Source organism: Bradyrhizobium sp. USDA 372 (assembly GCF_053629095.1).
The window spans coordinates 5,336,812-5,361,833 of the sequence record NZ_JBRJHR010000001.1; the positions used below are offsets into that span (position 1 = coordinate 5,336,812).

Annotated in this window: 13 protein-coding genes and 7 pseudogenes; 13 read left to right on the forward strand and 7 right to left on the reverse strand. The window is 58.8% G+C overall.

Going from position 1 to position 25,022, the window contains the following annotated elements; all coding sequences use genetic code 11:
- The first annotated feature begins 49 nt into the window (after nt 1-49).
- Entirely contained in the window at nt 50-1,093 is a 1,044-nt protein-coding gene (locus tag AB7M16_RS25085) for a cache domain-containing protein (RefSeq protein WP_124163415.1), read from the forward strand.
- Nucleotides 1,094-1,135: 42 nt separating this feature from the next.
- Nucleotides 1,136-2,192: pseudogene (locus tag AB7M16_RS25090) on the forward strand (IS630 family transposase).
- A 13-nt stretch (nt 2,193-2,205) separates the two neighbouring features.
- On the opposite strand, the pseudogene AB7M16_RS25095 reads toward AB7M16_RS25090, so the two are convergent.
- Both AB7M16_RS25095 and AB7M16_RS25100 read right to left on the reverse strand, forming a co-directional pair.
- Nucleotides 2,206-3,307 (reverse strand): annotated as a pseudogene (locus tag AB7M16_RS25095) (IS630 family transposase).
- 192 nt (nt 3,308-3,499) lie between these two features.
- The gene (locus tag AB7M16_RS25100; protein WP_453947263.1) at nt 3,500-3,898 is read right to left on the reverse strand and encodes an avidin/streptavidin family protein; all 399 of its coding nucleotides are present in this window, start codon (nt 3,896-3,898) and stop codon (nt 3,500-3,502) included.
- Nucleotides 3,899-4,655: 757 nt separating this feature from the next.
- On the opposite strand from AB7M16_RS25100, the pseudogene AB7M16_RS25105 reads away from it, so the two are divergent.
- Nucleotides 4,656-4,775: pseudogene (locus AB7M16_RS25105) on the forward strand (IS3 family transposase); the annotation flags it as partial.
- Between the two features lie 266 nt (nt 4,776-5,041).
- Here AB7M16_RS25105 and AB7M16_RS25110 read toward each other — a convergent pair.
- Nucleotides 5,042-5,325, reverse strand: a pseudogene (locus AB7M16_RS25110) (integrase core domain-containing protein); the annotation flags it as partial.
- Nucleotides 5,326-6,121: 796 nt separating this feature from the next.
- On the opposite strand from AB7M16_RS25110, the gene AB7M16_RS25115 reads away from it, so the two are divergent.
- Together AB7M16_RS25115 and AB7M16_RS25120 are read left to right on the forward strand one after the other, a co-directional pair.
- A complete protein-coding gene (locus tag AB7M16_RS25115; protein ID WP_453945425.1) occupies nt 6,122-7,768 on the forward strand; it encodes an extracellular catalytic domain type 2 short-chain-length polyhydroxyalkanoate depolymerase in 1,647 nt (548 codons plus the stop codon).
- Nucleotides 7,769-8,492: 724 nt separating this feature from the next.
- Nucleotides 8,493-8,918: a hypothetical protein gene (locus tag AB7M16_RS25120; protein ID WP_124163417.1), complete on the forward strand. Its 426-nt coding sequence runs from the start codon at nt 8,493-8,495 to the stop codon at nt 8,916-8,918.
- A 980-nt stretch (nt 8,919-9,898) separates the two neighbouring features.
- Here the strand turns inward: AB7M16_RS25120 and AB7M16_RS25125 are convergent.
- Complete coding sequence (locus tag AB7M16_RS25125) at nt 9,899-10,156, reverse strand: transposase (RefSeq protein WP_081493085.1); 258 nt, start codon at nt 10,154-10,156, stop codon at nt 9,899-9,901.
- A gap of 23 nt (nt 10,157-10,179) precedes the next feature.
- Between AB7M16_RS25125 and AB7M16_RS25130 the strand changes: the two genes are divergently transcribed.
- The 5 genes and pseudogenes from AB7M16_RS25130 to AB7M16_RS25150 all read left to right on the forward strand — a co-directional run bounded on the left by AB7M16_RS25130 (nt 10,180) and on the right by AB7M16_RS25150 (nt 17,073).
- Complete coding sequence (locus tag AB7M16_RS25130; protein WP_453945426.1) at nt 10,180-11,778, forward strand: oleate hydratase; 1,599 nt, start codon at nt 10,180-10,182, stop codon at nt 11,776-11,778.
- A 667-nt stretch (nt 11,779-12,445) separates the two neighbouring features.
- Nucleotides 12,446-12,916: pseudogene (locus AB7M16_RS25135) on the forward strand (IS701 family transposase); the annotation flags it as partial.
- 1,317 nt (nt 12,917-14,233) lie between these two features.
- Nucleotides 14,234-15,010: an acetoacetate decarboxylase family protein gene (locus AB7M16_RS25140; protein ID WP_036031505.1), complete on the forward strand. Its 777-nt coding sequence runs from the start codon at nt 14,234-14,236 to the stop codon at nt 15,008-15,010.
- Nucleotides 15,011-15,207: 197 nt separating this feature from the next.
- Entirely contained in the window at nt 15,208-16,245 is a 1,038-nt protein-coding gene (locus tag AB7M16_RS25145; protein WP_124163419.1) for a hypothetical protein, read from the forward strand.
- A gap of 645 nt (nt 16,246-16,890) precedes the next feature.
- Nucleotides 16,891-17,073 (forward strand): hypothetical protein, encoded by a 183-nt coding sequence (locus tag AB7M16_RS25150; protein ID WP_225114960.1) that lies wholly within the window; start codon nt 16,891-16,893, stop codon nt 17,071-17,073.
- A 2,211-nt stretch (nt 17,074-19,284) separates the two neighbouring features.
- On the opposite strand, the gene AB7M16_RS25155 is transcribed toward AB7M16_RS25150, so the two are convergent.
- Nucleotides 19,285-19,455, reverse strand: coding sequence for a YegP family protein (locus AB7M16_RS25155; RefSeq protein WP_074448437.1), 171 nt, complete (start codon nt 19,453-19,455; stop codon nt 19,285-19,287).
- Nucleotides 19,456-19,582: 127 nt separating this feature from the next.
- Here AB7M16_RS25155 and AB7M16_RS25160 point away from each other — a divergent pair.
- The 3 genes and pseudogenes from AB7M16_RS25160 to AB7M16_RS25170 all read left to right on the forward strand — a co-directional run.
- A pseudogene (locus AB7M16_RS25160) lies at nt 19,583-19,754 on the forward strand (IS3 family transposase); the annotation flags it as partial.
- A gap of 1,377 nt (nt 19,755-21,131) precedes the next feature.
- Nucleotides 21,132-22,282, forward strand: a pseudogene (locus tag AB7M16_RS25165) (IS3 family transposase).
- A 911-nt stretch (nt 22,283-23,193) separates the two neighbouring features.
- On the forward strand, nt 23,194-23,727 hold the full coding sequence (locus tag AB7M16_RS25170; protein WP_245454645.1) for an MATE family efflux transporter: 534 nt from the start codon (nt 23,194-23,196) through the stop codon (nt 23,725-23,727).
- 129 nt (nt 23,728-23,856) lie between these two features.
- Here the strand turns inward: AB7M16_RS25170 and AB7M16_RS25175 are convergent, their stop codons facing one another.
- Together AB7M16_RS25175 and AB7M16_RS25180 are read right to left on the reverse strand one after the other, a co-directional pair.
- Nucleotides 23,857-24,078: a hypothetical protein gene (locus tag AB7M16_RS25175; protein ID WP_124163421.1), complete on the reverse strand. Its 222-nt coding sequence runs from the start codon at nt 24,076-24,078 to the stop codon at nt 23,857-23,859.
- Between the two features lie 85 nt (nt 24,079-24,163).
- Nucleotides 24,164-24,580 carry a hypothetical protein gene (locus AB7M16_RS25180; protein WP_036032173.1) on the reverse strand — a complete coding sequence of 139 codons (417 nt, stop codon included), beginning with the start codon at nt 24,578-24,580 and terminating at the stop codon, nt 24,164-24,166.
- Nucleotides 24,581-25,022 lie beyond the last annotated feature (442 nt).

Below are 25,022 nucleotides of genomic sequence, written 5' to 3' on the forward strand. Positions count from 1 at the left end.
ACTCTCCTTGGTGTTCTGTGGAGGCGCCTTGCTCATATCGGTGCCGGCCATGGTGACCGCGACGATCTACACGGCCTTGCTACAGCAAGGGGGAGAGCAGCTGCAGTTCGACGCGTTAAGAATTCGCGGCGAAATGAGTTCCGCGCTGTTGGCCCGCCGGCTCTATGGAGTTTGGATGGATGTAGCGCGGTCCGCTGAGCTCATTGACCTAACTGATCTTAAGAATGCGCGAGAACACATCGACTTCTTGAGCCGCCTTGATCGACGCTATACTTGGCTTGGGGTCGCGGATCTCGAAGGGACCATTCTCGCGGCTAAAGACGGCATGCTCGAAGGAGTAAGCGTTGCACAGCGACCTTGGTTTAGGCGGGGCCTTGTCTCGCCGGCGGCTATCGATGTGCATGCCGCTCAACTACTGGCCACCCAGTTGCCGGCACCTCGTGAGCCCTATCGCTTTATCGACCTGGCAGCGCCGTTGCGCCACGCCGGCTCCGTTGCCGGGGTCATCGGCGCTCACCTTGACTGGAAATGGGTCGCAGAAAGCATGGACTCGTTACAAGTACCCGGCATTGATGTGCTGCTGCTTTCGGGGGATCGAACCGTCCTGTTTGGTCCGCCGGATCTTATCAACAAGTCGCTCAACATCGGCTCCGCACTTGCGGCTAGTCGCGTCACGACTGCGTCTCTGCGCGAACGTTGGCCTGACGGCAGGGACTACTTCACAGTGATCGTTCCGACGGTCGGCTTCGCGAACCTTCCAAGCTTCGGTTGGTCTCTTCTGGTTCGGCAGAGTGCCGACGAGGCGCTTGCGTCCACCCGTAATCTCATCCGATCATTCTGGAGTAGTTTCGGTGCTTGTGCCATTGCCATACTAGCACTGCTCTTTTGTGCGGCGCAGTGGCTGAGGACGCCCCTTCGCCGGCTCTCGAATACAGCCGAGGCCCTCTTGCACGATCCATCCGCGCACCCGCCATATTCCGAGACACGCTTCAATGAAGCGGCGAGGCTCAGTGACGCGCTCGCTCGCATCCAGTCGAAGCTGATGGGACACTCTGTTAGCAATTCGATCCAAGGACCGGGTGGGGACAACTAGTACCCACTTTCCTTGGGAAGTGGGTCATGATTCAACGTCGGGATGATACCCGACGCAAGAGAAGTCCACCTTTCGAGGAAAGATCGCAAGGTGCTTGAGGAACGTTGCCGCTCACCGGTGACGTTGCAGCGCGATTTGAAGCGGGCGCGGATCGTTCTTTTGGCTGCTGCCGGTCGCAGCACCCGATCGATTGCCAAGGAGGTTGGGTCCAGCCGCGGATTGTCAGCCTTTGGCGGCATCGCTATGCGAATCAAGGCCTTGAAGGTCTGCAAAGCAAGCCTCTCCCGGGCAAGCAGCCGATCTATACGAAGGCCACTGACAAACGGATTTTAAAGTTGCTCGATAAATCGCCTTCTGCCGGGTACGCGCGCTGGACTGGGCCTCTGCTGGCTGGGGAACTTGGCGATGTCGACGTGCAATATGTCTGGCGATTCTTGCGCAGCAACAAACTCGATCTCGCCGCTCGCAAGTCCTGGTGCGAGAGCAACGACCCGGAGTTTACGGCCAAAGCCGCCGACGTGGTTGGCCTGTATGTCGCCCCGCCAAAGAAGGCCATCGTGCTATGCGTGGACGAAAGCGCCCTCGATCCAGGCCTTGGAAAGAGCGCAGGGTTATCTGAAACTACCCAACGGCAGATCCTTGACCGGGCAAAGCCACGACTACAAACGGCACGGCACGACCACGCTGTTCGCAGCGCTGGAAGTCGCCACCGGGAAGATTCTTGCGACGCATTCGAAACGACGTCGCCGGGTCGAGTTTCTCGACTTCATGGATCGCGTGACCGCAGCATTTCCGAACCGACAGCTTCACGTCATTCTCGACAACCTCAGCACCCATACGAAGAACGAGGAATGGCTTGAGGCACATCCCAACGTGAACTTTCATTTCACGCCCACCAGCGCGTCCTGGCTCAATCAGGTCGAGGTGTGGTTTTCGATCTGACAGGGGCAGTCGTTGAGCGGCGCCTCGTTCACAAGCCTCAAACAGCTTGAGCAGCACATCGATGCCTATATCAAAGCACAGAGCTGAGCCATTCGTCTGGACCAAGAAAAAGGTCAGGCGACGCCGATTCAAAGGCCGACGTATCACTCAGCTATGATTCCGGGTACTAGCTAGTGTCCTGAACCAGAAGTTCGCAACATTGCTGCGTTTTGTGCCGGGGCATTGTATCGGCAGAAGCGCTCGATGGAAGCAAGGATGCCGTCAGCGGACTTGGTCCATCGGAATGGTTTCTTATCGGCATTGTGTCGTCAACGAACGAGGTGATGTCCGCCATAAGGGCAGCGAGACTGCGCGCCTGATCTTCTTATCGGTAAGGAGCGCGGAGAAGCGCTCGACCTGATTGAGCCATGACGAACTGGTCGGGGTCAGGTGCACATGCCAACGCGGTCTTTTGGCCAGCCATTTCCGGATCAGCGGCGTCTTGTGCGTTGCATAGTTATCCATGACGAGATGGACGTCGAGTTGGCGCGGCACAGCGGCCTCGATCTCGTCCAAGAACTTGCGGAACTCTGCGGCACGGTGCCGTCCGTAGCACTTGCCAATAACCCGTCCGGTCGCAATGTCGAAGGCGGCGAACAGCGATGTGGTGCCGTACCTTTTGCAGTCATGGCTTCTTCGAGCCGGCTGACCGGGACGCATCGGCAGCATCGGCTGACTGCGGTCCAGCGCCTAGATTTGGGACTTTTAGTCTACACACAGAACGATGGCGTGTGCCGGCGGCGAGACGTAAAGGCCGACGACGTCGCGCACCTTGGCGACGAAGTTCGGATCGGTGGAGAGCTTGAATGTCTCCAGCCGGTGCGGCTGGAGCCCGAAGGCCCGCCGGATGCGTTGCACGGTTGACACCGACAGGCCGCTGGCCTTGGCCATGCCCCGATAACTCCAATGAGTGGCGTTCTCGGGGCAGCTTTCCAGCGTCCGCACGATCACGGCTTCGATGCGGGCATCGTCAATGGTGCGCGGCGCCCCGGAACGCGGCTCGTCGTGCAGCCCGGCCACGCGCTGCTCTACAAAACGCGCCACTTGCCTACCGTTCCCCGCTCCAGGCCTAGCTTGGCCGCCACCTCCTTGTTCTGACCGCCTTCCGCGCAGGTCAGCACGATCCGGGCCCTCAGAGCCAGCGCCTGCGGTCTTCCGCCGCATCGTCAGCGACTGATGTTCGGCGAACTCATCATCGCTCAATATCAGTGGCGCAAGTCGCTGGGCCGGCAGCCGCCAAATCTGGCACAGCGACGCGACTCTACTGCGAATCTACGATTGCGAAATTGTGACTCAGGACACTAGAGGTTCATCTGCCCCCAGATTGGGAGAATCAGCAAGACGTCGGCCATCGAGAGATAATCAGCCTTAACACGATTGCTCTACCTCCTCGTAAAGAAACCCGCCCCGTCATTTGTGACACTTTCAGTTCGATCCCACGTAGAAGAGGGTCCCCGCAGCTGGAATATTCTTATCAGCGACGCGGCCGTTCCAAATGGTGATCGTTTTGCAGTTTGGAGCTGCGGGTGCCGTCCAATTGACGTAAAAAGCGATCCTATTTGCGGTAACGACGCCTGCGACAGGGTAGGGCTGTCCCTGGTAGGAAACTCCAGTCGCATTGTTAACATACGTTCCGGCGAAAATCCCCGTCGATGCATCGAGCGTTTGGATCGACAGAAGAGAGCCTCGCTGATTTACCCATTTAGAGGGACTGGCAACCGCGCGTGAGCAGGCATCGACGTAACGGCAAAGAGCAGGAGCACAATCAAGCGCGTCATGGAATTCCCCTGGGCAACAGGCAACTGCGCAGACGCTGCCGGAGATGCGCTCTCATACCGACGCCTATTTCGCTCCCGCAGCATCCACTAAGAGTTCTCGCGTTGTCGTATCGCCGGATTGTTCAGAGGCCGACTTGCCGACGGCCTCATCATTCTCGAGCGACATTGTTTACCGCCTCTTGAACATGCTCAAGGAGCAAATGACGCAACGGGTCATCTTGAGGTATTCGAGCAATGCCTTTTTTGTCTAGTTTCGTTCCGAGGCGATACTCTTTTCCTTCAGCTTCGATCTATGGCGAAGCGTGTGCCAGCCGATGGTTCTACACTTCGCCTTCCTACAGAGTTTGCGGATCGCATAGTGCATTCCGTAGTGGTAGTTCCAGTGAACGGGCGACCCTCCGAGCCTCGGAACACGTACCCAGTGTCCTTCTTACGCCGGTACAGCATCGTGTACACATCAATGTCGAGCGGTATATGCCGCGTGCGGTTACTCTTCGGCGCGACTAGCGTCTTCCCACGATCATCGTATGAATGTCTCACCGCAACGTTGGGCGTGAGCCAATCGAGAGACGACCACTGAAAGGCCGCTGAGCTCTCCTTGCCGCATACCCGTCCGCAGCGCCGTCAGAACTAGTTCGTGCACTAGGCCATTTGCCTGGGAAAGGAGCAACTCACACTCTTCTGGCGAACGATAATCAGTTTCGGGCAACGCCCTTTTTGGCCAATTGATCTTCGGTGGTGACCTTGCCCCTCAGGCTTAATACAGGTTGAAGTTCGCTCTGGCCCACGACAAGGACCAGAGCATGAAGCGCAGCCGGTTTTCGGAAGAGCAGATCATCGAGATTTTGAACACCCGGCTGAAGCGGTTGCTGGCCGACGCCATGCTGGACAACGCGGCCTTGAAGGACCTCGTGGGAAAGGAATGGTGACGTCCGCGGCCACGGCTGGCATCTCGACTCTACCATTGTTAGGAGGTTGAGCATGTGTACATGTTGCGCGCCGGCTGGAACGATCGCCAGGCGGCGGAGCCGTGACCACAGGAGACGCCCCTGAAGTCTTGGACGGAACTTGCGACCGCTCTATCAGCCAAAAACTGCCTAAAACCGGAGCCGTCGCTTGGCCATCGTCAGATAATTTGCGACTGGTCAGGCTCTTCGACAAGGGAGGCTCTGGCTCATCAGCGTTAGAGTTAAGCGGCCTGCAGTTGATGCTGCATGCGGCGGTTTGCGATGTGTCGCGCTTGATGCGGTTTCGTTCGGGGAGGATCGCCTCAGCCCTGCCGCAGTAGACATCGGCTGGCGTGAGGTTGTCGATGCTCTCATGATAGCGGACGTGATCATAGGGTTCGACGAAGGCCCCTACTTGATCTTCGAGATCATCGGGTCGGTCGCAGTTGTCGAGCAGAATGCGGTTCTTCAGCGTCTGATGCCAGCGCTCGATTTTTCGCTGGGTCTGAGGGGCGTTCGGACCGCCCGCGCCCAACCGACAACTGCTCCGAGCAGAATCGTCTCTCGTGCGATCACTAGGTCACCGCTGCTCGGCGGCTATGATTTCCGCCTTTATTTTTTCGCGCTCGGCTTCACTCTCACGAACAAGCTCATTGGAAGCTGAATATTCTACCTCACCCACGACCCAAGCCTATCACCTTCTCCAAAGTGCTCTCGGCCGGAGCGAAGGGCTCGTAGAGCCTCGCAACAAGGATTGCGATTCTGAAACGCGTGCGTGAAGGTCGCTTGCAAATCCCGCAATCAAACGACGGTCTTATGAATAACTGTGCAGTTGACCAACATACCAATGTCGACTTTTGACGGCATTTCGTGCAACGACTTGAATTGACACACGCAGGCGCGCTGAACTCAACAGGGTAGGTTGAACCTACAAGTTTTGGCGGGTGGAACGTTCAACGAATCAACACTAGGGTTGGTTGGAAGGTTCGAACATCTTGCATTAGGGAACTGTTGATAAGGAGTGCCAAGCGAAGCGACCGCTGACGTCGGCATCGGTTCGGCTGCGTAGAATGCCACCATGTCCAAACGCCTAGCAGTTCATTGGGGCAGAGGCCGGCCATCAGCTGGGATTCTACTCGTATCATAATCGAGCTAGTGGTTTTCGGCTGGCGAAACCCTGGAAACCAGCTTCGGTATCCTTGCTTCAACACGCGAATTCCACGTGCGCATTGATCGCCTGTCATGAATTGTCTTCACCAGCACCTATCCCCCGCTTTCCCGGCGGCGTCCGGGAACGTCTGACCAGATGAAGGAGATCAGACATGGCCTACCAGAAACTGATCAATCAAAGCGGACGGATGCTCAAGGGGTCGCTCATCACGCCTGTTGCCTCGGAGCCGAACCAGCCCGACACGGTCATCACGTCGGCGCTGCCGCGGGACGGCAGGCAGACGGTCGACTATGGTAATCCGCAGAATCCTTTTCCGAACTGGCGAGTGATTTCTTGTTCCGATGGCGAGTTTTCACATGAACACCGGAGACCGCCCGTCGGTTCGATTAGCACGTTTTTCAAGGACTTGGCCATCTTGCGGCAACACGCTATCGGCGGCATTTGTGCCGCGGTCGTTGGAATGTCGCCGCTCTCTGCCGAGCCTTTGGCATTGCGCAGCTATCACGCGCCGATCGGCGAGAGCTCGATCTCCGGCATTTCATCAGGCGCCTTCATGGCAGTCCAGTTCGGCGCAGCCTGGTCCTCGATTGTCAAGGGAGTGGGGGTGGTCGCTGGCGGTCCCTATTGGTGCGCTGAGGCCAAGATGTGGCGTGCGACGGGTCCGTGCATGAAAGGGCCTGCATCGGGCCTGAACATCGCGGCGTTCACGACGAAGGCTGATGCGAACGCGTCAGCAGGCAAGATCGATCCGGATAGTAATCTTGCCGGGCAGAAGATCTATCTCTTTCACGGCTACAACGACGCGGTCGTCGATAGGGCCGTGACCGATGCGGCTGCCGACTTCTACCGTCGCTATCTAGGTGACGCCAATCGAGGCAATCTCTTCTATCAGACCGCCCTCGGCGCCGGGCACTCCTTCGTGGTGGCCAAGCAGGGCGACACCGGACTGAATAGCTGCAGTGCTAACAAGGAACCATATATTGACCAATGCGGCTACGATCAGGCCGGAATCATCCTGCAGCATATTTATGGCCGCCTCAATCCACCTAATCGCGGGCAGCTCGCGGGCGTCGTGAAGAGCTTCGATCAGTCACTCTATACCAGGCCGCAGGCGCCCGCCGCGTTGAGCCTGAGCGATACCGGCTATCTCTTCGTGCCTCAGGACTGCGAGCAAGGTGCTCTCTGCCGTGTCCACGTGGCGCTGCACGGATGCCGCCAGAATGCCCGCGAGATCGGGCTCAAGTTCGTCAATGATACCGGCTATAATGCCTGGGCGGATACGAACCGTTTGATCATTCTCTATCCACAGACCAGGACCAGCTTATATCGGCCCACCAATCCGCAGGCCTGCTGGGACTGGTGGGGCTACGTCAATCACACGAGCAGCTACGTGACGAAGTCTGGGGCGCAGATCCAAGCGGTTAAGGCTATGCTCGACGCGCTCGCGGCCGATGGCGCGACGCCCGTCAGCGCGACGCGGCAATTGACATCAGCACCTCAGGGGCTCACGGTGATCGATGCTTCGGATACTAGCGTTGATCTGGTCTGGTCGCCGCTGCCAGGAGCAACGACATACCGCGTGCTGCGTGCAGGCCCTGATGACACATTTCAGAGGATCGGCAGGGTTGCAGGAGCCAGCTTCGGCGATTCCGATCTTAGGCCGCAAACAACATATCGCTGGCGCGTCTCGGCCGTTCTCAATGGAGCAGAAGGACCTGCGTCCGAGGAGGTTAGCGCGACCACGCGATCGACGCCTCCACGCTGCAACCATCCGGGGTCTTGTCCGGTGACCAAATAGAAGACTCTTGGCCTCTAACGTCTGCGACGAGAGGCCGGTTCGCATCGGCGCCTTGCTAATCCGGCAATCTCATCTTCCAGACGTGGAGACGCTGCACGGGACGTTTACCCATGTCCGATATTGCCCAGGTGTCTGCTTGTTCGCGGGATAATCGAAGCTGGCGGTACAGCGAAGAAACCGACCGGAGGCTGTTGAGCGACCGCGCCAATGAGCCGCATAAAAACGAACAGGTGACTCTCGATCGACCTCGCTTCGGCATGAAAGCTCCTCGGAAAAATCGCCGGACCGGAGGCTATCTCGATGGCAAGCATGGCTCCGCGTTTGTGTTCGGGGATACGCCATCGAGGATCCTAGTGACGGCCCTGTCGTTAGCGCGGCAATGTCGTGCGCATCAACCGCTAGCGCGCTGTGAGTGATCTGAAGCCCCTGGGCAAGGTTGTCTCCTCCTAGCGAGGCTCGGCAGCTTGCATTAGGAATTCAATTGTCGCGAAGACCTGCTTGATACATTCGAAGTCCGCTGTACGACAGCCATCTTCCAGGAGCGAATGGATGCCACCAGTTTTCGTAGTTGCCGCGAAGGTCTTTCTAAGCGCTACTATCCAACGCAAGCGTAGGGCTACGCAATCAGTGTTTGCCCAAAGCTGTCCCGGGCTCCTCCGCGCCGCCCAACTGTGCGCCAGCGCAGGTCGCGAAGCGGACCGCAGCACTGCCGCAGCAGCCGGCGGTGACGCCGGTCGCAAGTCCGAAAGTTCTGAACGTGCCGGCGCTGGTCGCGCTGGCTTCGCGACAGCCGGGACTGCAGCCGCACGTCGTCCCCGGCGCTACGGATGACGAGCCAAGCGAGGAAACCCGTCACAACCGGGCAACTTTTGATTTTATCCCTTGTAACAAACTGCAAACGAAAACTGGATTGCGAGCGGCCTTCGCCAGCGTGGCAGCCGATCTCGTTTCCAGTCGAATCGATGGAGGTGAAGGCCACTGGGTTCCCGTTGGCAAATCGAAATCCGGCAAGTATCACATAAAGACGGCCTCAGATAGCAAGCGTTACGCGCTCGTCTCGTCCAAGCAGATCTTTGTGCCGGTCTTCTACGTCGTAGTCATGAGATATTTCGGGCGTGGCAAAGAACGCGCATCCGTGCGAGCGCACTAGCTACGCCTTCCAGCAGACCCCGACACCGCTTTCCAGATTGAGACACTCGTCCTAAATAGCACTTTCGAGCAGTGCTATGCAGTAACGTAGGGGGTGACTGCTTGAGATGGGCAGCGTAGGAGGCGGATGCCGAATACCACAGAACTTCTCAAAGAGAGCGATACGCCATGACCGAGCGTCGCGAAGAGATGTGCGTTTGCAGGCACGTCGGGCGCACGCGCCCGGATAGCCTCTTCTACAGGCCCGCAGGGAAGAGCACGGCTAGTGCAAGCTGGTGCTGATTGGCGCGACGCGGGAGGGCAAGAAGGAACTGATCGGCTTCAGATCGGCGTGCGGAAAGGCGCAGAGCTGGGCAGAATTCCCGATCCTTCGAGGAAGCCCCGGCAGGCGCTCTCCATCAAATGCCAGCGATCTGCGACCTGAACCGTGTGCGGCGGGGCCTTTTGCCTCGGCGTCGCCCTAAGCCTCCGCGCCGGTCGCTGGCGAGGGTCGCGATTGAGTGATGCGCAGCGAGCCGTCCCCGGGCGACTGCGGGGCTCCTCGTCCAGCAACAGGATCACGATCCGAGGTGTTACATTATAGACGATGCTGGCGTATCGCAGACCGCGTGACGTCTGCGAGAGGGCGGATCATCGCTCGATGACATTGCGCCCTCTGTAGGCCCTATCGCAGCGATGCGGATGCTTGCGGCGCGGATTCGGCCGGATGACAGCCTTGATGCGGCGGCCAACTCGTCGCGCAAGCTTCTGACGGCGTAGGCTCGATCAGCCGACGACGCGGGCTGCGTGAGTGTTGCCAGGAGTAATCAGGAAAGAAGCGGGCGGCCAATATTGTCGATCAACACTTGGATTTTGGTGGTCGTTCGCCGCGCGAGCAGCCGATCACCTTGTTGAAGGTCCCTCTTTTTTGGGCCGGCCGCGGGGCCATGGCCTTTGATTTAGCTGGAATCCACCGAGATCGAGCCGGACACGCCGCTTGATTCAGTCAGAGCGTAAAAACGTTTGTCCAAATCCCTCTCGGCTCCAGCGACTGACGCGGTTGTACACCGTTGTGTACGGACCGTAGACTTCCGGGCAATCATGCCAGCGCGAACCTGCTTTTGGCAATTGGACAATGCCGTTGATCACGCATCGATCATCGACCCGATGCGCTCCCTTGCGCCCTCGCGGCAACAACGGCTCAATCGGCCGCCTTTCCGCGTAGCTGAGCCAGTCCTCACCCCGCTTGATCCAGCGCAACCTTGGATGCGTCCGGCCATGCTATGTTGCTTCGAATTGTCGAATTGCAATCGAGGCAAGCCATGAAGGCGTATTTTATCGGCGGCGGCATTGGATCGCTCGCGGGCGCGGCGTTCCTCGTCCGCGATGCGCAGCTGCCGGGGCGCGACATCGTGATCTACGAGGCGCAGCCGCTGGTTGGTGGCAGCCTGGACGGCGCGCAGCTTCCGAACGGCGCCTATTCGCTTCGCGGCGGGCGCATGCTCACCACCGACCATTACGAATGCACCTGGGATCTGCTGTCGAGCATTCCCTCGCTCGAGCATCCCGGCCGCAGCGTGCGCGAGGAGACGGTCGCATTCAACGTGGAGACTCCGGCGCACTCCAGCGCGCGTCTGGTCGACCGTAACCGCTTCAAGGTCGATGTCTCGCATATGGGCTTCTCCGGACGCGACCGGCTCGAGCTGCTCCGGCTCACCGAGGCTTCGGAGGAGACGCTCGGCAACAGCCGCATCACCGACTGGCTGTCGCCCGGATTCTTCGAATCGAATTTCTGGTACATGTGGCAGACCACCTTCGCCTTCCAGCCCTGGCACAGCGCGGTCGAGCTGAAGCGCTATCTGCATCGCTTCATGAACGAGTTTCCGCGCATCGAGACGCTCGGCGGCGTCAAGCGCACCGTGTACAATCAGTATGACGCGATCGTGCGGCCGCTCGCGGACTGGCTCAAGCGCCAGGGCGTGCAGTTCGTGCGCGGCACGCGCGTCGTCGACATGGCGTTCGAGACCGACGGCGCGCGCTTGCGGGTGCGCCAGCTCACGCTCGACCGCGACAGCCGCACCGCCAACGTCCGGCTCGAAGACGACGACATCGTCTTCTTCCAGAACGGCTCGATGACGGATGCCTCGAGCCTAGGCTCGATGACCGAGCCGCCGCCGCGCCTGACCAAGGCCGACAGTCAGGGCTGGGCGCTATGGGAGACGATCGCGCAAGGACGTCCCGAATTCGGCAATCCGTCGGTGTTCAACAATTCGATCCCCGAATCCTATTGGCTGTCCTTCACCGTCACCTGCCGCGATCCACGCTTCTTCGACCAGATGGAAGCGTTCTCCGGCAATAGGGCCGGCACCGGCGGGCTTGTCACGTTCAAGGATTCCAACTGGCTGATGTCCGTCGTGCTCTATCACCAGCCACATTTCATGGGACAGCCGAAGAACGTGCAGGTGTTCTGGGGCTATGCGCTGCATCCCGACCGCATCGGCAATTTCGTGGCAAAGCCGATGTCCGATTGCGGCGGCGCCGAGATCTTGAAGGAGCTCTGCGGTCACCTGAACTTCGATCCCGTCGTTTTCGACGACGCGATCTGCATTCCCTGCCGCATGCCCTACATCACCAGCATGTTCATGCCGCGCAACCTGGCCGACCGGCCGCTGCCGGTGCCCAGGAATTCCGTCAACCTCGCCTTCGTCAGCCAGTTCGTCGAAGTTCCCGACGACGTCGTGTTCACAGTCGAATATTCGGTGCGTGCGGCGCAGATGGCGGTCTATCAGCTCATGAAGATCGATTGCCCGGTGCCGCCGGTGACGCGCCACGACAAGTCGTTCGCCGTGATCTTCGCGACGCTGGAGAAAGCGTTCGCGTGAGGCGTTCGCCGGGAAGGGCGTCGCCATCGCGCCACAGTAAGCGGCAGGCTGACGTGAAAGACGCGCCCCCTGACGGGTGGCCGCCATACGCTTCGACGATAGTATGCGCAATCGAGAGGCCTATGCCCATGCATTGCGCCTCACCATGAAAAACGGCTTGAAGATCCCGGCCACCTTCCCCGCAAGAATGCCGTGACCTGCGTTGGTACTAGAGACAAGGACGAGGTTGCCCTGAGCGAGACTGAGTCGCCGAGCTGGACCATGTCGCCACGCGAGTGTCTGCGGGCCGGCTCCGTAACCAGTTCGACATCGTTGAGCAGGGCCTGCACGGAAAGGAATCGACAGCAAAGACCGCAGCCGGCCGATGACTTCAGCGGTTCGCTGACCGTCACGGCGGATGTGATCGAGGGTGCCCCCGATTGCGCCGAGGTCGGGTGTCAGATTCTCTAATTTCTGCTGGGCCGGCTCGGCATTGATCAGAATGTCAGCGAGCGGCTGGTTCAGCTCGTGTGCGGGCGAAACGGACATCTCTCCCGCGGTCGCGCGACCGTTTGACCGTGTGAGCCTTGCCGCTATGCTGGAGCTACTTTAGGATTCAAGCGTTCCCCCGCTAAGAAGCTTCAATCACAGTCTAATTCCAGATGGAAGCCTTTATTGAGTACAGACCCTAAACGCCCGATTTGCTGCTTTCCGTGTCCCCACCGCGGACCGCCCTCCGCAGCGGATATGGGATAAAGGTCAGCAGCATCTCCCAGGCGACGAAGCCTAGCTCATTGGCGATCGACGCGCCTCGGGGGGAGAATCTCGCCAATCTTCCGGCGGCGACGGATCTGCGCACGCTGGCCGCAACTATCAAGGGCACGGTGGATTTGTGAGCAGGCGCATCAGCAGAAGGAGGAGCTTGGACTTGATCACTTCGAAGGGCGATCATGGCAGGGGACTTCATCGCCACGCCCCTGATGACAATGATCGCCTACGCCTCCTGCAACTCGTCGCCTCGCACACGCGGGGCGGAAACAACAGAATCAACCGGCCTCCGCCTCAATCAACCATGCCCACCGCACGTCACGCCATCATCGATCTCTCCCTTTCGGCCACCCTCTTAGCAGTGTCCATATTGCCGAAAGTAAACCCTTGAAAAACAGTGGCGAAAACAGTTTCTGCCAACGTAGCGCTAGACCGAGTTGATGAACGACAGCATCTAGCTCGCCGCGCGCCGCGCAATGGTGCCCCTTCGGTGACGCGCTGACGCTTTGACGTTCGCAAAGAACAGGGTCGCAGCGGAACCGGCCCGCGACCCCCAGGATCTCTATCATCCGCCGGGCGTCTCGGATTCCCCGGCCAAGCGAGCTGCGCAGGGCGCACAGCTGTCGCTGATGCTTAGCTTCCTGGCTTTCCACTTCTGTAGTATCGCGACTCATACTCTCGTTTTGATGAGACGATCCCTCAGCTGATAGTCAGAAGATGTTTTCGGGGGCCTGACACGTGCGGGACGCCGATCGTCAGACCGCCATCGACAACGATTGTCTTAGCCGGCAAGGTAAGAGGGCTCGTGCGCTGACAGGACCAAGAAATGCTTGTGACACTTCCGGCGCGCTTCCTCGGTCACTGGCGGGGCAAGGTCTTCCTGCATCACGCATGAGACTCATGCTGATGATCCTGAGGTCGCGGACATGCGCTCGCCGCTCAGGCACGACTAATCTTCGGCTGGGTTGCCTCCAATAATGTCGTATCCCAATGGGCAGATGGTACCGAGCTCTTTGTGAGCGGGAGCGCGAGGAGCTGGAGTATAACGATGCATGTTCTCCGAATGTGCGAACTGAAGTATCCATTCTGTGCAAGCGCCGCGCCAGACACTGACAAGAACGCAAACTCACCAGAACTTACAGGGTTCTGGAGCTCTACCGACGTGCCTCGCAGGACGTCGGTATCCGCGAGCATGTATTTCGGCCATGCACCGAGATAGCTGTCGCGGCCGATCTAGTTTAGTCAAGCTAGCCCCGAATTCGATAGCTTTGCGAACCTCCTCATCGTTGCGTTCGCGTTTGGTCATGTGGGACTTTCAACATTCTGTGTCATCAAGCCAACAAGCGGAAGGCAAGAAGACAAGCGAAGTTGTCCGAGCTCTCGTACTCCAGTTCGACATCTGTAGCCGAGCAGTCCGTCTAGCACCCCATAAAGGGAAGATGGCATCGACTTTGCATAACCATAGCGAGTCGCATTCGACTCAACGTCACCTCAGTAGCACGCTTCTCCGGAGTGTATGCACAACGTCAGGCCCATTCAGCAGCACAAAACTGAGGTGCAAGGCGGCCTCCGACTTCACTATAACGCGTAAGCCGGATGCGAGGCCGCACATTGCACTCTCTTCATGATGCTTCCACAACCAGATGTCTTTGTGAGATGAGTCAGCTGCATCTCCGATTGTAAACTCTCAAGAGCGAGGAGGGATGCCATGCCCGACGTTAAAGGTATTCCGTTTGATGCGCCCCTCTACCATGGGAGCAAAGACCTTGGCAGCACGTTCCTCCGCTGCCGAGCCATAAACCATATATTCAGCGTGGGGAACGAGGTTGGCCATCTATTGCCGAAGGGGTTAGTACCGTCAGCAAACCCAGCAATCGCCATTGTTGGCGTCGCGAGCTATCCCTCAAGCATAGTGGGGTCATACTTGGAGTGCTATTCAGGAATTCAAGTTCGTGATTCTGGCGGTGAGATTGGCTTTTACATTCCTTACATGTACGTGACAACAAACGATGCCGCGCTCGCCTCGGGACGAGAGGTTCTTGGTGCTCCAAAAAAGCTGGCGCACATTACTCTGATTAGAGAAGGCGGTCTGTTTCAGGGAACGCTCGAGCGTCCGGCCGGCAAGCGCCTACTGACCCTCACCGCGCAACCAGACCAGCGCAAGAGTTCGGACTCCCAGCAGACGCACTCTGCGCGAACGTATTTCTATTCGGTTCGACATCTTCCGCCCATCAATGAGAGCGGAAAAGGAGCAGTAACGCAACTCATCAAGTGGTGCACCGCCAGAACGTTGCGACGCGACGAGTTTGGTGAGGAAGTTCACTTTACCGGACCCACCTCCCTAACCTACGACTCCCCCTCAATAGTGGACCCCGTGCACAATTTGTCAGTTGGCCAAGCCGTGCTCGGCTCATACGAGGAGTATGACGCCAGGCTCAAGGTGATTGACATCATATCGGAAGACACAAATCCAGGTAAACAGTGAGCGATGAGTTTGTGGCCTCGTTCAATTCTGAGTTATGCTCAGATAAGCTGCTACCAGCTTTGCTGGACACTGAGATTAGGTGTTCAAGAGGACGGAATTGAGCGACCAAGAGACGGAAGTTCAGTCAGGAGTTCGTTTAGGGCGCCCCTGAACCGACATATTGATCGTCTTGGCCGCTTCAAGGGGGTCGTCAGATCATGAGCCATACGCAAGAAACGAAAAAGCGGCGCGCTAGGCAGACGCGGTGCGTGCGGCGCTCGCTGGTGGATCTTACCGCGGCGGCGAGCCGAGCCGTTGACGATGGCCTGTTTGTATTGTCCGGCGAGATTGCTGCTTCCAATCCGCGGTCGGAGCGCACAGGCGCGAATACGTCTGATCAAACGATCCTAGCAAAGCAAGCGACGGCTCCGAGCCCCTTTGAGGAGCTTGAATCTCGGAATGCGGCGGCGCCGCTTAAGGACGAACTCATAGATTCCGACAGTACCGCGGAGATGATGGTAAAGGTTGTCGAGGACTCTCAAGAAAGAGCTTCTGAAAACCTCAAAGCCAGCCTGAACGTTGCGTTGGACCACGCAAAGAATCTTGTGGAGACACGGGTGGGAGGCGACGCGGTGTCGAAAGACGTCGGCGATTCCTGCCTTGAAAGCGATTTTTTGCCCGTTCTCAAAGATGCCGCAACGGAGTTCCGCGCGGATGCGGTCGAATTGATTATACAAGAGGAACCAAACGACGACGCAAAGCAGCCCCAACCGCGATACATGCGGCGGCTCACTGACGAGGCGGTCAGATTACTGGACGATCTTCGGAGCGGAAAGCTGGAGAATGAGGCGAACTTCATCCTGAGCGAATGCTTCAGAGAAGCCGCCAGCGCGTTCTCTATCATCAATCAGCAGCTCAAGCGCGACGGCTATGCTGCGAGCATTGATCCATCAATTTTCATCTGGCTTGCCAATATCACCGAACCGCAGACGCGTGACGCTGGGACCATGCGACTTGAGATCGTACACAACCACCAAGGTCGTCCGAGCACATACGCACGCCAGGTCGCTCAATTCATCTGGCATCTTGTCGAGGGGCAGGGCTGCCGGCGACAGGCCGCATATCGGGGCGCGCTCACGAAGTTCACCGTAACCGAGAGTTTCGTCGAGGACGCCTACGCCTTTTGGGAGCCGATCTTCAAACGGGCGGGACCGCACGTGAGGATGCTGACCCGCATTTCAGATCCAGAAGTGTAAAGCTAAGCAGCGCGGGCATGCGTCCGATTTGACTGAGGCCGAGGCCCGCCCGGCAACTTCGTCCGCGTTTTGGAGGAAGAGGAGGCTGACGTCGGCGCCGCTCCTGCATGGCTTAAGATGGCGCTGCTAAGGGTGCCGGCGCGAAGCCAGCTGATCTGCCCGTGCAGACGCCGACCAAGTACGAGCTGAGGGCCAATTTTGAGTGGACGCGGGGGTCCGACGCCGATCGGCAGCCGAGGGAGACCAGCGCCTTGTGAGCGTAGACCCATGACACCGCGCCAGCTAAGTATTGCTGGGGGCAGTGGCTGCGCGGCTGTCGGTATTGACACAATGTCAGCAACTTGACGCGCACGCGCGACGAAGTGCCTGCAGAGCCCGCGAATTCCCTACGGCACGCGACTTGCTCTCTTTGCGGCATCATCACCAATCGCAGTGCGATGGTCTTCGGGACGGACTCGGCGCGCGTCGCTTTTAGCGTCTGATCCGCTCCGACGGTTTGCTGCGCGATAAGTTAAGGGCGCTCGGTTGTGGACCGGAGATAATGCGGGGACGTCTTGGATGCGATCTGGAGTTCTTCTTTTGGGAGCCACGACAATTGCGCTCGTCGCAACCGGTGCAGCGAATGCGGCAGACCTTGAGCCAGAAGTGAAACTGCCACCGGCGGTGTGGAACTGGTGCGGAGGCCTATATTGGCGGGCACGTCGGCGGCGGCTACGGCCGCACCTCCTTCAGCAATCCTACGGTCCGCCAATCTATGGCGATGTCGTCGATACCCCAGTGTTCCTCGCCGGCGGCCAGATCGGCTACAATTGGCAGAAGAACGGCTGAGTGGTGTGTCGAACTCGATGCCAGCAGGCCCCAACGTCTTTGCCACCAGGACCGGCCGCATCGGCTACGCGTTTGGCGCGCTGGGCCGCACGCCGGCCTATCTCGAGGGAGGTGCGTCGCTTGGCAAAACAATCGAGGGGACGTCTTCAATAACCACGAGTTTGATTGGCCACAGGAGAAAACCCATGTTGACTATGGTCGCTTCGGTGCCACCATGAGGCTGGGCGTCGAGCAAGCGCTTACGCCTGCATGGTCGGTGAAAGCTGAGCATAACTATCTGAATTTCGGGGGACCGAGCGTCGCAACGCCTCCCACGGTGCAGAAACCAGCCGTTCGCAGTTCTTCCGGCGAACACAACCAGCCTGTCCAGCAACTATCACATAGGAAAGATCGGGTTGAACTACCATTTTGGCGCCGACCCGCGGACGGCGCAATGGTCCGATGCGCCGCTGTACGCGAAAGCACCCGCCGGCGCACCGATTGCTTACACGGCTGGTTGGTCGTTCGAAGGCGGATCACGGCTCTGGCTCAGCGGGACGATTCCAATTGAACAATAGCGCAGTGCTGTGCATTGAGCCATGTGACGCCTCTGTGTTGAACCAAGAAATTGATCGTCGGTGGAAGGCCATCGCTCAGCGAGCGATGCTGCCATCCGGCCGTCGAGACGACCTCGTCGGATGCCCGCGACTCGCTAGATGCGAATATATAACACGCAAAGCGTGTGCAAACGCGATTGCGGAGATACTTCAAGCTCGCGACCTGATCGCGGCGGCCAGCCGTCATTCTTGAATTTACCGGCAGGGTGAAATTCCCCGTTTTCCCCGGATCAATCGGCCGCGTTGATGCCCCTCCGTATCCGCCACATCTTCTTGGGAGGGAGCTCTGGGCGAGGGGGTTCTGTGCAGTCGGGCGGCGCTGGGGGTAGCCCGCGAGCCGCCCCTGCGGCGACATGCGGCGCCGCCCGGTGCCTTCGGCAGCTGGAAAAGGAGCCTGCAACCGCAAGGCGAGCGGAAGGGAAGCGCCCTGCTCAGGAGCGGCCAGCTGAATAAGCGCGAAAAGGCCGCCTTTGGGGGTGAGCATCCGGTGAGGCTTTCAATTACCCATAACTTTGAGCACTCGGCCTGGTTTGCTGATCGGCGAAATCTTGAGTCGAAAGAATCACTTGTGATTCCTTACTGAGCACCTGATTCGCGAGGGGTGCTCTATGGGGCTGACATTAAGGGCTCGGATCCGCAAGAGGCCGGTTGCGATCCTTGGAGGGTGAATGTTGGAGTTGCATCGGATTTCAGTGCAAGAACTGGTCTTAGCCGGCGGCTGCGGCCCCTTTTGCGTAAATGCCCGAACCAGTTACGGCGGCTAGGGTTGAATAAATGGGGTAACATGGCGACATGAGTTGATCTGTGTGCCGGGCGAGCCCTCTTAGTCGGTGAGGCGTTCGGTGATGTGTTTTCAGACGAGGCCAATGATGCCGTCATGTCGAGGCAGCCTGCGACACGTTGGGAGATTACATTGTCGAGCACATCGGTAGGACGGTTGCAGGCGCGCGCGATGCGAAGGCGGTCCCCACATTTCTCTCTGGCGATCTGCGCGAAGCGCTCTCGGAGGGCACTAGACCACTTCGCCCCAGCCTCGCGAGCTAAAATGAAGGAATCTGCGCGGCTTACAGAGGCGCGGCGCAAACAGCTTGGTCGGGGCGGCAAAGCATCCTGCGCTTCGTATGGTGAGAGACGTATGCGGGCTGAGACGCATTGCGAGACGGTGAGGCTGTAGGGCGGTCCAAACAGGCCGCCCTTTTGCTTGGCGGCTCGCCCGAACGACTGAAAGCCTCCACGCCTGGTACATTTGGAGCCGCGCTTGGCGCGGCGGCGATCTGACCTTGTCGGGCGTCGAGGCTTTCAGTCGTTCGGGCGTTCAGGCGTGGAGCCTTCAGGCGGGAGGGGATAATGTGCTCCGGAGTGACATCTGGAGAGAATGGAGCGTCATTTGTCCGGGTCGCGTCCGGGTGGAAATTCCGAAACGTCCGCGTTACCGCAGTTGAAAAGATTGATGAAAAAGGCAAGCCCAGACGGGCCGGGACTTTTGTCGGGGTCATGCCCAAAACCTTGAATGTCCCGCCACGAGCGTTCTACTCTGGGGCGGACAGGACGGGGTGAGAAGGAAAATTATCTTATCGCCTGTCCGACCTGAAAGTCTGATGGAATGAGGGTGGGGTTACCCCCGCACCGGAGTGTCGCGGTCGGTGCTTTTCACGAGTTCGATGACCGCAAGGCAATCGGCTCTGTTGTGATAGCCCTCGCCAGACTCAGCGATCTTGCGCATATTTCCAGCGAGTAGCGTCCAACGCCACTCATCGCGCGTGTCGCGGTAAATTTGAAAGTACACGGCCTACCTCCTGCGTGGGTGTCGATGCCCGGCAGGGTACTGCTAAAAGCTTGCAGTGGTACCTACCCGGGCTGGTGGGGGGGGTCAATGGGAGCCTCACGTTAGAGGTCCCCGCCCGGTTCTCTAGAGCTTCTTCCATACCTTGAAAACCGAGCTGGTCCATCATCGCGACTACAACACCCGTGCCGAGGCCCAGCGCGATATCTTCGCCTTCATCGAGGGCTTCTACAACCGAAACAAGACTCCACTCCGCCCTCGGATATGTCGCCCCGATCGAAATGGAGCTAAAAGCCGCTTAACCCGTCCACTTTTTCAGGGGAAGATCACTTTGCCCTGGCCGCTGATGCAGGGATATCGCATCACGCTTCTTCGCACGGGTGAAGCCTTTTGAGATGACCGACATTAAGTCTGATAGCGTCGCGCGTACCGAAATCAACGTCGTAAGGCTTGGCAGGGGTGTGGAGTGATGGGGGTAGCAAAGCTACAGTTCGCGCCGCGCACTGCCCCTCTCGAAACTGATTGTCCCGATGTCTTGGCTCACGCGCTCGCGAAGCTGGGGCGATGCGATCAACGTCCTGCGTCTGACGAGGAGCTGCCTAAAATCGTGTTGCCGTTCCTTGCTTGGGCGGCTTTGCGACGGCAGGACCTTCCGGCTCGCGCCATCAGGGTCGTGATGAAATGCTGCGGTGAGCCGATGGTTGAGAGGGCGCTCGGTATCCATCGCTTGCGGCAACTGAAACAGAGATATGGGGAGGTCAGCGCACCGTTCGCGTCGGCCTGATCGTTCTGAAGACTGACAGGCTGAGCGGCGTTAAGTCGCTCAGTCGTCTGCTCTGTGAGAATACCAATCCTGGTAGGTCACTTAAGGCCGCTCCCTCGCTAAAATCACTGCCGGGGTTCGCGGCACGTGAAGGGACAGCGCCTTCCTTCCTCCAGCGGAATGCGCCGAGTCATGCCGCCGCTAACTTCACCCGCAGTGCGGATGCGGCAGGATAGCGCCTTTCAAGGCTCGCCGATGTAGGCGCCGAGTCGCATCCGCGCTGTTTTGAGCCGACGAGGAAAGCGTATGTTCAAGCGACAAACCACGGCATCAAGGGCTAAGCCATTAAGACATTTCCGCGCGCGGAAACGGATTCCGACAGCGCGCGACCTTGCTGAAGCGTTCCATTTCGCAACGCGCGTATTCTACAGAAGAGTGCCGGCAACGGGCGTGTGGTTTGAGATAAGAGATCGTATGGTCAGAACAGCCGAAGGGCAGTTCTATCTTATCGAAGATCACCCCATTAAGCTTGGCGGCCATGAAGTCGCACGGCCTTACAGTCTAGCGAGCGTCTTTGCGTGGCTGCAGGATTCCCCACAACAGATTGAGCGCACTGTCGTCAAAGGCGGCTAAGCTTTGAACAGCCCACGCGGGCTTTTTTTTTCGTTTTGTGGATGCCGCGCAGGTCTCGTCAGCCTTTCGTCAGCCAGCGCGGATACGGAGCCCTTGGGTTAGCGACACGCGCCAGGGACAGCGCAATGGCACCAGGATGGTCAGCGCCGAGTCACGTGGCCATTAACTAGTGGTGCGGGCGGGGTAGGCACAGGGTCTGATCCAACGCAACTGAACCTCCTCCGAATGAGTGGACACCTGTAGTAGGCTCATTGAGCCCGGAGGTGTCGAATGGAACGTCAACATCGGTTCATTTACCGAAGAGTACAAGCGCCAAGCCGTTGAGTTGGCTTTGAGTGGGCGCTTCGATCGGGTCTGTTGCCAAGGAACTCGGTCTGCGTGACTCGGTGCTGCGGCGCTGGGTTGACAAGCTGCGGCAGGAGCCGACATCGGCGGCGTGGCGCCCCACCACGCAGGCGACGCCGATGTCGGCGGACCAGGCTTCGGAGATCGCCCGTCTGCGCCAGGAGAACGAACGCTGCGCATGGAGCGCGACATTTTAAAAAAGTCGATCGCGATCTTCGCCGGAACCCGGACATGAGCTTCCGCTTCATCGAAGACCATCGCGACGCCTATCCGGTGCGGCTGATGTGTGCCGTGCTCGAGGTCTCGCCGGCCGGCTATTCCGCCTGGCGTGATCGCCCGGTCAGTGAGCGGACCAAATCCGATGCCAGCCTCCTGGCCGCGATCCGGCAAGTCCATCAAGACAGCAGCGGGCGTTACTGCAGTCCTCGCGTCCATGCCATCCTGCGCAAGCAGGGACGTGGCGCCAGCCGTGGCCGGATCGAGCAGCTGATGCACCGGCACGGTATCCGCGCCATCATGGCGTCGCCACGCCGGGGGCGCACCACCGACAGCCGTCACGATCTCCCGATCGCACCGAACCTGATCGCGCGCGACTTCACCGCTCCCGCCCCGAACCGAGTCTGGCTCGCCGACATCACCTACATCCCGACCGCGGAGGGCTGGCTGTATCTGGCGGCCGTCATGGATCTGTTCAGCCGAAAGATCATCGGCTGGGCCATGCAAGACCATATGCAGGTCGAACTCGCATCCGCGGCACTGACCATGGCCATCAACCAGCAACGGCCGCAGACCGGATTGATCCACCACTCCGATCGCGGCGTGCAGTATGCCTCACAAGCCTATCGCAACGTCCTCACCGGCGCCGGCATCATGGCATCATGAGCCGCAAGGCCGATTGCTACGACAATGCCCTGATGGAGAGCTTCTTCCATACCTTGAAAACCGCGCTGGTCCATCATCGCGACTACAACACCCGCGCGAGGCCCAGCACGATATCTTCGCCATATCGAGGGCTTCTACCGCCGAACAAGGCTCCACTCCGCCATCGGATATGTCGCCCCGATCGAAATGGAGCTAAAAGCCGCTTAACCCGTCCACTTTTTCGGGGGAAGATCAGTCTCCCATTGCGGCAAGCTGTCGGACCAGCTTAGAGAGTGCCTGAAGACGTGGGGCCGACCGATTCTGGTAGTTGTGCCGCAGCTTTTTCCGATGGATGTATCCCACGTCAGCTTCTTCCGCCGCTGAGGCTGGCTGTGTGGGAGTTAGCGGCGCGTGGTAGGGACAGCGCTTCTTCTCTCTCATCGAGCGCCGAGTCACGTGCCGCTAGCTTCAACCATAGGGCCAACGGATGCACATATGAGGTTGGTCTCGCGTTCGAAAGCGCCAACGCGCTGCTGGCCAGTCTCGTTGATGCTGCACGCCGTCGAGTTTGACCGGTTCGCGGTCCTCCTGCATCACCGCCGTGACGAGCAGTGGCAGAATCTTGCTCGTCTTTAACCACTACTGCGAGTCGACCGGAGATGGTCCGGTTCATCGTGAACTGCACGACGGATGGGGACACTCCTAACGCGTCAGCCGCGGCGTCGCGCCAAAGCTGGCGGCTCAAAGCATCACATTTCGCTCGCCGCGGGCACGATCATCGTAAGAGCCGAGGGTAACACACGATTCAGCATGTGGACGATGATGACCGCCTTCATACTGAAAGTTGTGCTCGATCCGGTCTTCATATTCTTACTGGACCTGGTGTGCGAGGCGCAGCCCTCGCAACGCTGGCATCTCAGATCGCAGCCATAAGCCTCTATATATCGCGTATTCTACGAATGCTCGCGGGATAGTCCGCGTCAGGGCCACTCACATGTCAGTACGAGCAGATCGCATCAGACAGCTCGCATTCATAGGGTCGCGGGCGAGTATAACCAACAGTTTATCTGCCGTTGGCTTGATGCTCTTCGGAGCCGTTCGGCGAGAATGCGATCGCCGCGGTGGGAATAGCTATTCGATTGCTGACGATCGGCGCACTGCCTGTCACCGGCTTCTGTATAGGCTCTCAAGCTATCCTGGGTTTCGGTTGGGGCGCACCAGATTTTGCTCGCGTATTGAAGGCTGCGAAGTTGATGCTCTCGATGACTGTCGCTCTTTCCGTTGCCTATTCTGCGGCCGTTGTGATCTTTGCCCGGCCTTTGGTCAGGCTGTTCAGTGATAGCGAGAATGTCACGAAAGTTGCGGTCTCGACCTGCATCGTCTTCCATCTCTTTTTTGGGCTTTTTGTTATTCAGAGCGTCGTCACAACGATGCTTCAGTCGTTCGGGAGAGCACGTCTCAGTGCAGTTGTTTCCTTGGCGAGGCAGGGATATCTCTTCGTACCGGCCGTACTATTCCCGCTCATGTGGGGTTTCAATGGACTTTTGGCCAGTCAAGCAATCGCTGAGCTGGACCCCGGAATGATCGCGCTTATTGTGATGTTCCACCAACTCGCTCAGATCGGACGAGCGCTGCGGCACCCCGCTTCAAAAGCGCTCGAGATCGCGGGTTGAGCTGACAACGGACATCATCGGGAATCCAGCGCATTGAGTCTTCTCCCCGGGCCAGATCCGCAGTGAGTGCTGGATCCGCGCTGATCGCTTTGTACGAAACGTACAGCGCCGCGTTCATCGACAGAAGCGCTATTCCTGAAACAAGCTCTCCGTTAAATTGTCGCTGGAGGCATGGAGTGTCGTGATGGCTACGAGCAGTTCGATTTCCGCCGGATCGCATAGATCGCGATTGACGAGGCGGCGGCGGTCTGCGTTGAGCAAGTCGACGCCGAGCGGCCAGGGCGGGTGAAGCAACGATCGTTCATGAAGCGGCGGCGGAAGTAATAATTGCCCAGCAATCTTGAAGCGCACCGCGCTCGCATAACTTTTTTATGGAATGTTTTCCTATTTTCCGAATGACCGAAACCGCTGGTTAATTTCCAACCAACCGCCTTACTTACGACGCCTTCGCTTGTCGTCGGCGGACAGCGTCGTGCTGGCGTCGCCTGCGTTTCCGCATACGTCGAACTAGCGCTATCGAAGGCATCGATGGCAGCGTCGTGGCTGCAGTCGGCCCCTCGACCGCGTGGACATTAGGCGGCTCCATCACCTGGGCGGGTGCGGGCCGCGCCTCCATGATCTCGAGAACCGCACGACCCTTGTCGGTGATGCGCCAGCCACCGTTCATGCGCTCGATGAGACCTTGGGAGAAGATATCCAGGTCGGGCACGCGGGCCGCCAATCGCTTCGTGCGCTCGCTCCAGTCCCGTCCGCTGGTCGCCAGGATCGCCATATCGCGCTTGAGGTCGGCCATGGCGGCGAACCCGTCTGGATAGCTGACCAGCACCTTGAGAACCGTCACCTGGAAGTTCACTGCCCCACTCCGTACCCGGCTTCCGCGAACTTATTTCCCCTACATCTTAGAGGCACTCGAGACCTCCTGTCGAGGTGCGGGCGTGGTGATGGCTTAGAACTCCAGCCCAACTGCTTGATGCTGGCCAAGGCTCTGCTTCACCCGCAGTGGCCTAGTCCGCTCGCGAAGCTCATCGGCGATCAAAAATGTGCGGCGTCTGGGGGTCGAGGCCTTGCGACCTGGTACCGCATGCCCATATCGACGAAGCTCCGGCTCGCTCGGGTCATTATTCTCCTAAATCATTATTTTGATCATTTTCTCACGATCCTCATTGGAGAAGCGCCCGCATGACCACCTACACTTACGTCGACAATTCCAACCTCTACATCGAGGCTCCCGCGTCTCGGCCGCCAAAAAGGGCAAGGCGAAGAACATTGCCGAAGCCATGAGAAACGGCATTGTG